This window comes from Commensalibacter sp. A3DC, from assembly GCF_047307945.1.
Classification (GTDB): Bacteria; Pseudomonadota; Alphaproteobacteria; order Acetobacterales; family Acetobacteraceae; genus Commensalibacter; species Commensalibacter melissae.
Genome location: NZ_JAXOQA010000053.1, coordinates 1 through 12,718, shown reverse-complemented (window position 1 = coordinate 12,718; position 12,718 = coordinate 1). Strand labels below are relative to the sequence as shown.

Below are 12,718 nucleotides of genomic sequence, written 5' to 3'. Positions count from 1 at the left end.
CGAACCGTTACATCCCCTTTGCTCAGAGAGCCAATCTGGCCTGAACTGTTGTCAAAACGACCAGCCGCGGAAAGATTTACCATATTGTTGGAAACAAGGGTGCCATGATTAGTTACATTCCCCTGAAAATTTCCCTGTAAAGATCCATTCACAGCATTCATTTGCCCATTATTCACTACATCATGGCCGGACAGGAAAAGATTTTGTTGGGAGTTAATCATACCTGATTGGGTATTATTGATGTTTTGCGCAGTCAATTGTAATTCTGCCTGACTTAGAATCGATCCGGAATTTGTTAGATTATCTCGGATTGAAAGTTGATTCCTATCATTTCCATTGGCAATAATCTTTCCAGAATTTGTCAAGGAATTCGCCTGCAAAGAGAGCTGTTTGTCGGCCCCTATCGTCCCTGTATTTTCAACAATATCAATTTTGGCATGTAAATTGTTGCGGGCTGACATTTCACCATTAATAAGCAATTTTCCATCAGCAGTCAGCTGCATGTCGCCAGCCGTAGATGCCATACGGCCATCTACACGGACTCCGGCTCCCTTTTCGTTAACCATCATTTGAATATGATTGCCCGTCATCCCGCCCAACACAGATGTATCAATAGCAAATTCTGGTCTTTGACTGTTATCTGGTTCTTGCGCCGTTGCAGTTCCATTTACATAATCATAAATGTTGCGTCCTGCGGTGATTTTAATATCCTGACCATTTACAGGTCCTTCAATCCTAACTTTACGGCTGATAATATCCAAAACGGGAACTTCGGCAAAATTCCCGCCTTTACCTTCAAATGCCACTTCTCCATCATTTATATTGATAGACTGCAGGTGGCCTTCCTGATCAAACTGGGTTTTACCTGTTGCAAGAGAGGTTCTTGTTGTATTGACAAATCCACACCCCGCACAAGTGATTCCGCTGGGATTGGCAATAACCAGGGCAGCCTGTTTACCCGCGATTTCAGTATATCCAAGCAATCTGGTTGGAGAACGTCCAGTCACTTCATTAATAATCAAATTAGCATTATGATTATCATTCAGGTTGGGATTGCCCGTGATTTGTCCAGCCAGTTTTGTCTTGGTTATTGTGGACGAATTATTTAAAATCTGACCAGATTCATTAACGTTATACTGGTTGAAAAGATTATGTGAAACACCAGCATTATTGGGATGTGCAATATTGATCTGATCAATTCCATTATTCGTTACATCAATAGATGGCCGTTTATTTACCGGGGCTGTTGGATCAACCACTATATTAGAAGCGGGCCTGGGCCCGGCATAAACCGGAAAGGTAGAAAAAAGGTTCCCTCCCAAGAATAATCCCGTCACAATCGTGTATTTTAGACGTTTTATTAGCAAAATTCGAGAAATATAAAAGGGATTATATTTAGTTTTAAACATAGGGTACCTAATAGGAATACTAAAATAAATATTTAAAAATAAATTCTAAGAATTAATCAAAGCTTGATATGATATATATAATTTAGATCGAAGCAACAATAATTTTTTATTTAAAATTATTAAAAATGTATTTTAAAAAGAATAATTTTATATATAATCGAAAACCGTTGATAAGTTTTAGTATTATTTAATTTTATAACCATGAAAATTTTATTTTTTTAATATAACTCAGTGTTTATTATTTTTTATTTAAACCAATTTTCCATAAATAATTATGGGAATAGTGGTCAATATTTTTAAGGTTAGGGTTTTTTATGAAAAAATTGCTTTTATTAAGCGCTCTTACAATCGCTTTATTAAATTCCACTCATGGATTCGCTGCAGAAAGAACAAGTAAACAAGCATCTGATAGTAAAAATAGTTCTGCAATTTCTCCCATTACCGTAAATCAAAGAATAGGCAGCTGGGATATTCATTGTGCCTATCCAAACGCTGCGGAACAGAACAATAAAACCGTGTCCCAGGGATGTATCGCTCAACAAAATCTATTAACCAAAGGGCCTAACAACAGCCAAAGCCCTATCGCTTCTCTTTTGTTGGAAAAAGTTAAGCAAAGTAACGATTTGTCAAAACCTGTACCCTTTCAATTTACAGTGGTTGTTCCCCTTGGATTCTCTTTACAAAGTCCAGCCAATTTAACTTTCGATCGTGCAAAACCTGTCGAATTGCCTTGGGCTGCCTGTACGACAAACGGATGTATCGCAACCAAAGTTATTGATAATGACCTTCAACAGCTATTGACTAAAAACAAACTTGCCCATCTGGTCATTCATCGCGTCAACGGAACAACATTAACCATTAATTTTAATATTGATAATGTTCCTTCCATTCTTAAAACAATGGATGAGATGGTTAACAAGAAAAATCCGTAATTCCGTCCAGATACAAGATAAATGAATTTTAAGGCTGTATATCTACGATTATTCTTAATCGTCGTTCCCTGTATTTTTTTTATAAACATACAGGGATTTGCTCAAAATCTTAATCAATATCAACAATATCTGCAACATAAAGAACGACAACATTTAATGGAGACCCTACCTCCACCCTCCAGCAATGTACAGGTAAACCAGGATCAGGCCCCTGCATTGCATGGTAGGGCATGTGTGCATATCAATTCCATCATCGTCGTTAACACACAAAACCTCTCACAACTGCCAGTCAACCATATCACCAGACCATGGCAAAACAAATGCATGTCCCTTGATGATATGAATACTGTCCTAAACAAGCTCAACAAGGCCTATATTGATCATGGATTTGTAACAACTAGGGCCTATCTGCCTCAACAAGATCTCAAGTCAGGTCAATTGCATATCGTTGTGGTGGATGGAAAAATTTCAGACTTCCAATTCGAGGGAGTGTCTGCAAAAAACCATGAAACCATGGCTTTTCCATGGGTTAAGGGCGGAATTCTAAACCTGCGGGATCTGGAACAGGGAATGGATCAGATGAACCGTCTGCCTGACTGGGCTGCCACAATGAAAATTACACCAGGGCAAAAACCGGGCACATCAGTGGTTAAAATCAATGCCCATGATCCAGGTATTCTTCATGGTCAGCTGACAGTTGACAATAATGGACAAAGCTATTCGGGAAGAACTATCGGACGAACCATGGTTACTGCCGAAGACCTTTTCGGATTATTGGATATGTGGACTGTAGAATATGATCATTCACTCAATTCACGTCAGGGAGATGGACACAATTCCTTTTTTACCGCTGAAGGCTCAATCCCTCTGGGACCATGGACATTCTTCGGAGGATGGTATCGCTATGACGATTTCTATCGTCTACATTTCAACTGGCCAGGACAAGGACGATACGATACGACCCAAAAAGATTTCCATATCGGTGCCTCGAGAGTTGTCGCTCGTAATTCCATCGGTGTTACAACATTACAAGCTACCTATGAGCTGAAATCCTTTGACAGTTATCTCAATCATTCCAAAATGAACACGCAAAGTGCAAAACTCTCCTTCCTGAATCTTAATGCCAGTGAGTCAATGCATCTTTGGGGTGGAACATGGTATGTCAGTGTCGGAATGAAAATCGGTTTGGGGGGGGCAATGGGAGGAAAGTCCTGGATCGATAACTCAGGTCGATATAATCCCCATACGCAATATGTAAAGCCAAGTTTGGATATCGATGGATATCAACCTATCGTCGATAATTTTATGTGGCATACTTCCATCCACGGGGAATATAGCACTAAAAACCAATATGCGAATGAGCAAATGCAAATTGGCGGACCCTATACGGTCAGAGGTTTTATGCAACAAACCATGATCGGAAATGCAGGAATTTACATGCGTAATGATCTCTCATGGTTCATTCCCACAAAAAATATGGATTGTGGCGGATATCAATTCTTCTGCAACGCCCTGATTAAAAATACCGAACTCTACGGTATTCTCGATGTCGGAATGACACGGGGTGTATTTACATACAGCGATATGCCAAAAACAGAAAAAGGAGGCAACCTTGCCGGTGCAGGTTTCGGTATTCGCAAATCCTCAGGCAATATATTCTGGAACGCCTCCCTTACACACGCACTCACAACGGCGGGTCTTCCTCCAGAAGGATGGATTGCACTTTTCAATGTCGGTGTCAGACTGTAATTTGATCTATTCATTTTATGGGTATGGTTTTTACCCATAAAATAATTTACCCTTTACCGTTAATATTTCATTCAAATTGAATAGATAATAATCGGATTAAAAATGAATTTTCAACTATTAAATAATGTTCTTTTAACAAATGATGATGGCATTGATGCACCTGGCTTAAAAATTCTGGAAAACATAGCATCGAAAATTGCCAAGACAATCTGGGTTATTGCTCCAGAGCGGGATCAAAGCGGGACTGCTCAATCTATAAGTATTCATCACCCTTTACGCATAATGGAAAAATCAAATAATCATTTTGCAATATCCGGTACACCGGGTGATTGTGTAGTAATGGGGATTCAAGAAATTTTACCCCAACGTCCTGATCTGGTTTTATCTGGCGTGAATCGGGGAAGCAATCTTGGTATTGAAACCATATTTTCAGGTACTGTTGGCGCAGCAATGACAGGTGCCTTATTGGGAATACCTTCAATTGCTCTTAGTCAGAATTTCAGAGATGGGTATCCTGTTCAATGGAATACAGCGGAGTATTTCGGCGCAAAAATTATAGAACAAATTTTAGAACATAAAAAGAATTTAAAAAATGGGTGTATCAACATCAATTTTCCCGATTGCCAATATGATGAAGTGAATACAATAGAATACACGACACAAGGATTGGGATATATTGAGAATATTGTTCCAGTTAAAAGAAAAGATTTACGACAAAACGAATATTTCTGGCTTAATTTTGACAGACCAATCAAGGAAGATAAAATAGGAACGGAAACACAAGCCATCAATAATAAATCAATTTCAATCACTCCTTTGACATATGAAAGAACAGATTTTGATTTATTGAATCAACTCAAGAAATAAATTGAAAATTCGTCGCATTGCAAGTAATAATATTCAATTCATTATTATTGTGATGCGACACTCATACTTCCGAAAATATAATTACTGATTTGCTGTTCCAGACTAACATAAGGCACTGTATTACTGATTTTATTTCCAGCCTTGATAAAATCTCTGTTTTTTCCTGGTTTAATGATTATAACACCATCATCCGTCATACTGATTGATGAAATGACAAACTGACTATCAGTGGGCAAATGAATGTTTTTATTAATATCCATTTTAATTTCGGACATGAATGTCTTTTTATTAAGATTGATGGATTTTATAACCCCAACTGGAATACCAGATAAAATAACCTTTCCACCAGGATTAACCGTATTGGAAGAAAAAAATTGAGCTTCAATAGTATATCGATCCTCTCCGGTTCCAAATAATACAAGTCTAGAATATGCATAAAATCCGATAGCAATTATCAAAACAAAAGTGCTAGCCATATATGCACTAACATTTCTTTGTTTAATCATTAACATCTACCCTTTATCATTCCAACCTAACATCAATAAATAATATAATTTTAAAAAATAAAATAAAACGTCAAAATACACTATTAATTTTCAATGTTTGAAATTGTCATGATCCCTTAAATCTCTGAATTATTATTTTCTAATAATACTTATTGATCAATAACTATATGATTTAATTTTTTAAAATGCCTGATAAAATATATTAAACGATTTATAATATCGAAAAAAGGTTACTTCATGTCTTTTCTTCAGACCATTTTTATTGCCATTCTACAAGGTGCAACGGAGCTTTTTCCTGTCAGCAGTCTTGGTCATGCCGTTTTAATCCCCGCTCTGCTAGGATGGCAAATTCACGCTCAAGATCCAACGTTTTTGCCATTTATGGTGATGCTTCATTTCGGCACCGCTTTCGCTCTTCTAATATTTTTCTGGAAAGATTGGAGTGCCCTTTTCAAGGGTGCATTAGGAAAGGATGGAAAAGAAATACAACGTCAAAGTCTTTATATTTTTTCTCTGCTTATTGTTGCCACCTTACCCGCAATATTCATCGGTGCCTTTTTTGAAAAATTAGTTAGAAACCTTTTTTCGACACCCGATATTGTGTCAATTTTCTTGGTATGTAACGGAATAATGCTTTTTATAGTTGATAAACTCAGAAAAAATGTATCGGTAGACAAAACGATTGCAATAGCTGACTTAAAAGTCAAAGATGCTTTATTTATTGGATTATTTCAATGTCTGGCTTTCTTTCCCGGGATATCACGTTCGGGGTCAACCATTGTGTCTGGATTGATTCGAAATTTATCTCATGAAAATTCTGCAAGATTTTCCTTTCTAATGGCTCTTCCGGTAATTTTGGCGGCTTCTGCTCATCAAAGCTGGAAAATCTACAAACAGCAAATTCCTTTTGACAATATTTTACATATGGGTATTGCGACAATCATCGGATGTATTACAGCACTTCTAAGCACGGCATTTCTTATGAAATATTTCAAAAATAATGAGAAATGGGCTCTAACACCATTTGGATATTATTGTTGTGCATTAGGCATAATAGGTTTTGTTGTATTGATGTATTAAATAAATCACATTCACATTTATGTGAATTGTGATGATTGTCAAACAAGTTTTTAAATAAAGAAGGAACAAATAAATTTTTCGGGAGGAAAAATGAAACTTTCGGATCTTTCCTTTAAAAAAAACAAAAAAAATTTTTTTTCTCCTAACAACCTTTTTATAATTGATCTATTTGCTTCATTGGCCGGACTTTTATTTGGCCTGGATATTGGTGTTATGGCTGGCGCAAATGATTTTATTAAAATTGAATTTTCAGCAAATGACCATGATATTGAAAAAATAGTTAGTATCATGATGTTTGGAGCCGCTTTTGGTGCTTTAATATGCGGTTGGGCATCAGCAAAATTTGGACGAAATCGCTGTTTGATCGTAAGTGCAACCTTTTTTATCGCCGCTTCGATAGGTTGTTCCCTGTCCAATAGTGTTTCTGACCTCATCATGTGGCGATTTGTTCTTGGATTTGCAATCGGTATCGCCAGTATGACTGCCCCATTGTATCTGGCTGAAATTGCACCGGAAGAAAAAAGGGGGGCAATGATATCAACCTATCAATTAATGATTACAGTAGGAATATTCATGGCATTCATTTCCGACACTATATTCGGATATTATGGAGCATGGCGATGGATGCTGGGAATTTTGGCCGTTCCCGCAACCATATTTTTACTGGGTCTTCTAATCTTACCAAATAGCCCACGATGGTTATTAATGCATCGTCGAAGAAAAGAAGCCTATAATGTTTTATCCTCTATTAGAAATAACGATAATACCCTAATAAAGATAGAAATTAAAAATATTGAAATGCAACTGGAAAATTCCCAAAAAGGTTTTTATTTATTTCTCTATAACTCAAATTTCAAACGTTCTGTTCTATTAGGTATTTGTTTACAAATTATACAGCAATTTACAGGCATGAACGTTATTATGTATTATGCCCCTCGCATATTTGCCAATATGGGATATCACGGTCATGCACGGTTATGGTTTACAGCCTTAGTTGGTCTGGTAAATGTTTTCGCAACCTTTCTTGCCATCGGAATATGTGATAAATCGGGTCGAAAACCAATATTGTATATCGGTTTTACAATGATGGCGATTGGATTAGGGTCTGTCAGTTTTCTTTTAGATAATAATATCCAAACAAATCCTTATCTTCAATATTGCTGTGTTACAATGCTATTAATGTTTATTATCGGTTTTGCCATGTCTGCAGGGCCTTTAATCTGGACGATATGTTCCGAAATACAACCTTTGCAAGGACGTGATTTTGGTATTGCTGTTTCAACAGTGGTAAATTGGTTGGCAAATTTTTGGGTGGGATTCACTTTCTTGACATTGATCAATACATTCGGTGCTTCACATACCATTTTGTTATATGCCTGCCTAAATCTGATTTTTATCGTTTTCATTTTCGCATTTGTACCTGAAACGTCAAATATTAGTCTGGAGCAAATCGAAGAAAATTTAATGGAAGGTCAACCCTTAAGAAAAATTGGCAGATAGATTTTTAATAATCAGCATTTTATAATAGATCGCTTTGATGAAATCCGTTCAAATAAAAAATTGGTAAATAACGGCTGATATAGCTATACATCCCATTATGGTTATAAAAATATTGCTTGATTTTCCTTTAAATTTTGCCAATTCAGGTAATTTGTGAATGGCAACCATAGGAAGAATAAATAAAATAACTGCAAGAACTGGTCCACCAATGGATTCAATCATACCTAAAATACTGGGATTATTGCTTGAAACAAACCATGTAACTACATATACAAAAAATAACGCACATCGATCCAAAGTTTTACGGGAAATGTTTTTCCCAAAAAAATGATATAATGATTTTTCCAAAATTCCATTAAATCCTTCCTTCGCCCCAAGATAATGGCCAAGAAAGGATTTGCAAATTGCTACAAAAGCAACGATTGGCGCTATAAATTTTAAAAAAGGGGTATGGAAGTGGTTAGCTAAATAGGAAAGAATGGTGATATTTGCCTTTTTCGCTTCAATTAAATTGGCAGGGCTCAGACATAAAGCACAACTAAATACAAAAAATAATACGGTAATTACCATCATTAAATTACTGTATTTAATAATCTGTGAACATTTTGGTTCAACCCATCTACCATACTCTTTGCTTTTCGTAACAGCTAGGGAAGAAATAATCGGTGAGTGATTAAATGCAAAAACCGCAACAGGTATAGTCAACCATAATGTTAGAAACATTCCATTGCCTCCCTCCCGTGATGCTCCAGATAAACTTATATCCCTGAAAAGATTCAGGTTCCAATGCGGAATAAGAAATAAAGAAATCAATATTAAAATTGCAACAAATGGATAGACCAGGGTCGACATTATTTTGACTATAAGATTTTCACCACACTGAACGATCATTATCAAAAAACTGATTAAAAAAAACGAAGTCAACGCTCTGGGCGGTGGTGTCAAACCAAGTTGATGTTGCATGAAACTTTGAACAGTATTAACAAGACTTACACCATAAACCAATAAAATAGGAAATATTGCAAAAAAATAAAATAATGTGATTAAATACCCAATTTTTTTTCCAAATTTTTCTTCAACGACAACGGTAATATCACCATAATCATTTTCGGATCCCGACAATACGAACCTACATAAAGCCTGATGTGCATAAAATGTCATTGGAAAGGCAAGAATAGTCAATAAAAGTAAAGGAATTAATCCACCAGCCGCAGCGTTAATCGGTAAAAAAAGTACTCCTGCACCGATCGCCGTTCCATAAAGACTCAACATCCAAATTGTATCACTTGAACGCCATTTGGGCATTTTATCTAAAATTTGATTATTTTTCATTAAAGCTTTACTTTTTTATGATTGAGTATGATTAACGCTTTATAAATCGGATAAAAAAAAATTTCAAAATTATTATTTAACTCTCCCTCACAGGAAAATTGGAAAATATGAAAAATATATCAGTTACGATTACGCAGTGATTTTGTATTGAAATATGTATTTTATATGCTCCCAAAATAAATGATATTTAATAATTTTAGGAACATATAACTTAATCTATCTGTTATTGATCTTAATTATTCAACAGTTACGGATTTTGCAAGATTTCTGGGTTGATCAACATCCGTGCCTTTTAAAATGGCAGCTTCATAAGCAAGCATCTGAACGGGTACCGTATAAAGGATTGGCGCTACAAAAGCATGAACTGTAGGCAAAACAATAATCTGTTCTGCAATGGTTGACAATGCCTCTGCACCCTTTGCATCAGTGAAAGCAATAATATGTCCACCCCTTGCTTTTGCTTCCTGTAAATTTGAAAGTGTTTTTTCAAATAAAAAACCGGAAGGCACAACCGCAATGACCGGAACCGTTTGATCAATCAGGGCAATCGGGCCATGTTTCATTTCACCTGCGGCATAGGCATCAGCATGAATATACGAGATTTCTTTCAGTTTTAACGCTCCCTCCATTGCAACAGGATACATTATCCCTCTTCCCAGATAAATCACACTTTGAGCATCGGCAATTTTATGGGCAATTTCCTGAATTTTATCTTTCATTTGCAAAACTTCAGCAACACGACTGGGGAGATCCATCAATGCAGTCAAACATACTTTTTTATTTTCAGGGGTAATCTTATTTTTCTCACGAGCAATAACAAGGGTAAGACATGATAATACTGTCAATTGGGCTGTAAACGCTTTTGTAGAGGCGACAGCAATTTCCACACCAGCATCCGTACCGAGAACAACATCACTTTCTCTGGCTATAGTACTGAATTCATTATTTAAAATAGAAACTATTTTTTGATGTTCATTTTTTAAATTTCTCAAGGCTGCCAAGGTATCGGCCGTTTCTCCTGATTGCGATATGACCAATCCCATCCCTTGACTTTCAACAGGAGGATTGCGATAGCGCATTTCACTTGCAACATCTATATCAATGGGCAATCTGGCATATTCCTCCAACCAATAACGTCCAATAAGACCAGCATAAAATGCTGATCCACATGCCGTAATTATACCCCTTTTCAACGTTGATAAATCGAATGGCATATGAGGCAATATTATTTTATGGGATGATGGATCGACAAACCGCCTTAAAGTCTGCCCTATGACAATTGGATGCTCATGAAGTTCTTTCTCCATATAATGACGGTAACCATTTTTACCGACAACCCCTGACATCAACGCCGTTTTTTGAATTGGACATTCAACTTTTCCACCTTCCATATCAAAAAATTCAGCACCTTCTCGTGTCAAAACAGTCCATACGCCATCCGGCATATAGGCAACTTTTGTGGTAAGAGGTGCGATTGCCAGACTGTCAGACCCCACAAACATTTCATGATCACCATATCCGACAACCAGTGGGGCACCATGTCTAGCCCCGATTATAAGATTATCATCACAGGAAAAAATCATCGCAATGGCATAAGCTCCCTCAAGCCTTTTCAAAGCCTTGAAGGCAGCTTCTTGGGGTGCACATCCCTGTTTCAGATAATAATCGACAAGCTGCACAATTGTTTCACTATCCGTTTCACTTTTGAACACTTGTCCTAGCTCTGTCAACTCTTTTCTTAATGCAACATGATTTTCAATAATTCCATTATGAACAACAGCCACACGATCCGTCATGTGAGGATGCGCGTTGTTTTCCGTGGGAGCTCCATGTGTTGCCCATCTCGTATGACCAATGCCCAGATTGCCGCTTATTGGGGAAGACAGAAGTAATTTCGATAAATTATCAAGTTTTCCAGGAGCTCTACGACGATTTAACAGGCCATGATCCAATATTGCAATCCCTGCAGAATCATATCCCCGATATTCAAGACGACGCAAAGCTTCCATAATCAGAGGAGTAACAGATTGGTTCCCTAGTATTCCAACAATCCCACACATAAACTTCCCTTTAATATCAGTTTTTTAATGTAACCTTGCTATTTTTATTTACCTGCCTGGCCCTACCAAATGCTTTGGCATTATCAGGAACATCATCCGTTATCACGCTTCCTGCCGCAATTAAACTTTTATTACCAATTTCTACAGGAGCAACAAGAATGGCATCAGAACCTACAAATACCTCATCTCCAATGACCGTCTTATGTTTTCTCGATCCATCATAATTACAGGTTATCGTTCCTGCACCAATATTTGTCTTTTTACCAACAATGCTGTCACCAAGATAGGAAAGATGATTTGCTTTCGCCCCGTCACCTAAAGCTGTAGCTTTCAATTCCACAAAATTACCGACATGCGCATCCTGACCCACCACCGTATCAGGTCTGATACGAGCATATGGACCAATTATGGCATTTTGTTTAATTTCGCAGCCTTCAAGATGACTGAATGATTTGATTTCAACCCCTGAACGAATGACCACATTTTTGCCAAAAACAATATTGGGATGAAGAATTACATCATTTTCAATCTTGGTATCATAAGACATAAAAACAGTTTCCGGTGAAATCATTGTCACCCCGTTATCCATCGCCTGTTTTCTCAATCTTTTTTGAATTATGGATTCAGCAAAAGCCAATTCAGATTGCGAATTAATCCCTGCAAGTTCCGTTTCTGAAGCCCTTAGAGCCTTTACCACCTTATGTTCCCTAACTGCTAAAGAAACAATATCTATAATATAATATTCTTTTTTTGCATTATGATTTTCAATTTCTTTCAGCCATTTGGAAAAATACAGTGCGTCCGCACATATTACCCCAGAATTGCACAATTTTATTTTTTTTTCTGCGTCAGAGGCATCAAGTGTTTCCACAATCTTTATTACATGACCATTATTTTCAATCACACGTCCATAAGCCTTGGGATCATTACATTCCATAGCTAATAAAACCAAATCAGTTTTTGGTTTTTTTTTCTCATCAATAAGTCGCTGTAATGTATTTTCCCGTATCAGGGGATTGTCAGCATTTAGAACAGTGACAATACCCTTTCCAAAATAGGCCTCTGCCTGCAATGCAGCATGGGCGGTTCCCAATCTGTGCTTCTGGATTACAACCTGATGCGGTTTTACAAAATCGGCAAGAGTCTCCATATGCGGACCGAGAACCACAATAATTCGATCAAAAACCTTTTCGACCTGATTTAATAATAAACGTATCATTGGAAGCCCTGCAATGGGGTGCATTGCCTTCGGTTTTGAAGATTTCATACGGGTTCCCATTCCT

At 37.0% G+C, this 12,718-nt stretch carries 10 protein-coding genes; 5 read left to right on the top strand and 5 right to left on the bottom strand.

What is annotated here, in order from left to right; translation table 11 throughout:
* On the bottom strand, positions 1 to 1,409 hold a 1,409-nt coding region (locus U0839_RS06920), incomplete at its 3' end, for a filamentous hemagglutinin N-terminal domain-containing protein (RefSeq protein WP_413550358.1).
* A gap of 314 nt (positions 1,410 to 1,723) precedes the next feature.
* Here U0839_RS06920 and U0839_RS06915 point away from each other — a divergent pair.
* From U0839_RS06915 to surE, 3 genes are all read left to right on the top strand, one after another.
* Positions 1,724 to 2,341, top strand: coding sequence for an invasion associated locus B family protein (locus tag U0839_RS06915; protein WP_155565402.1), 618 nt, complete (start codon positions 1,724 to 1,726; stop codon positions 2,339 to 2,341).
* A gap of 21 nt (positions 2,342 to 2,362) precedes the next feature.
* On the top strand, positions 2,363 to 4,090 hold the full coding sequence (locus U0839_RS06910; RefSeq protein WP_413550356.1) for a ShlB/FhaC/HecB family hemolysin secretion/activation protein: 1,728 nt from the start codon (positions 2,363 to 2,365) through the stop codon (positions 4,088 to 4,090).
* Positions 4,091 to 4,192: 102 nt separating this feature from the next.
* Complete coding sequence (gene surE / locus U0839_RS06905) at positions 4,193 to 4,957, top strand: 5'/3'-nucleotidase SurE (protein ID WP_155569203.1); 765 nt, start codon at positions 4,193 to 4,195, stop codon at positions 4,955 to 4,957.
* A gap of 44 nt (positions 4,958 to 5,001) precedes the next feature.
* On the opposite strand, the gene U0839_RS06900 is transcribed toward surE, so the two are convergent.
* Positions 5,002 to 5,463, bottom strand: coding sequence for an MlaD family protein (locus U0839_RS06900; RefSeq protein WP_413550355.1), 462 nt, complete (start codon positions 5,461 to 5,463; stop codon positions 5,002 to 5,004).
* Between the two features lie 237 nt (positions 5,464 to 5,700).
* Here U0839_RS06900 and U0839_RS06895 point away from each other — a divergent pair, with 237 nt between their 5' ends.
* A complete protein-coding gene (locus tag U0839_RS06895) occupies positions 5,701 to 6,543 on the top strand; it encodes an undecaprenyl-diphosphate phosphatase (protein ID WP_413550354.1) in 843 nt (280 codons plus the stop codon).
* A gap of 90 nt (positions 6,544 to 6,633) precedes the next feature.
* Complete coding sequence (locus U0839_RS06890) at positions 6,634 to 8,043, top strand: sugar porter family MFS transporter (RefSeq protein ID WP_155568062.1); 1,410 nt, start codon at positions 6,634 to 6,636, stop codon at positions 8,041 to 8,043.
* A gap of 48 nt (positions 8,044 to 8,091) precedes the next feature.
* On the opposite strand, the gene U0839_RS06885 is transcribed toward U0839_RS06890, so the two are convergent.
* The 3 genes from U0839_RS06885 to glmU form a co-directional block, all read right to left on the bottom strand.
* Positions 8,092 to 9,375, bottom strand: coding sequence for an aromatic amino acid transport family protein (locus U0839_RS06885; RefSeq protein ID WP_155568061.1), 1,284 nt, complete (start codon positions 9,373 to 9,375; stop codon positions 8,092 to 8,094).
* Positions 9,376 to 9,611: 236 nt separating this feature from the next.
* Entirely contained in the window at positions 9,612 to 11,435 is a 1,824-nt protein-coding gene (gene glmS, locus U0839_RS06880; protein WP_413550352.1) for a glutamine--fructose-6-phosphate transaminase (isomerizing), read from the bottom strand.
* Between the two features lie 16 nt (positions 11,436 to 11,451).
* A partial coding sequence (gene glmU / locus U0839_RS06875) for a bifunctional UDP-N-acetylglucosamine diphosphorylase/glucosamine-1-phosphate N-acetyltransferase GlmU (protein WP_413550351.1) occupies positions 11,452 to 12,718 on the bottom strand: 1,267 nt, incomplete at its 5' end.

Coding starts and splice junctions, on each gene's coding strand:
- U0839_RS06915 (WP_155565402.1), top strand. CDS start 1,724: ATGAAAAAATTGCTTTTATTAAGCGCTCTTACAATCGCTTTATTAAAT.
- U0839_RS06910 (WP_413550356.1), top strand. CDS start 2,363: ATGAATTTTAAGGCTGTATATCTACGATTATTCTTAATCGTCGTTCCC.
- surE (WP_155569203.1), top strand. CDS start 4,193: ATGAATTTTCAACTATTAAATAATGTTCTTTTAACAAATGATGATGGC.
- U0839_RS06900 (WP_413550355.1), bottom strand. CDS start 5,463: ATGATTAAACAAAGAAATGTTAGTGCATATATGGCTAGCACTTTTGTT.
- U0839_RS06895 (WP_413550354.1), top strand. CDS start 5,701: ATGTCTTTTCTTCAGACCATTTTTATTGCCATTCTACAAGGTGCAACG.
- U0839_RS06890 (WP_155568062.1), top strand. CDS start 6,634: ATGAAACTTTCGGATCTTTCCTTTAAAAAAAACAAAAAAAATTTTTTT.
- U0839_RS06885 (WP_155568061.1), bottom strand. CDS start 9,375: ATGAAAAATAATCAAATTTTAGATAAAATGCCCAAATGGCGTTCAAGT.
- glmS (WP_413550352.1), bottom strand. CDS start 11,435: ATGTGTGGGATTGTTGGAATACTAGGGAACCAATCTGTTACTCCTCTG.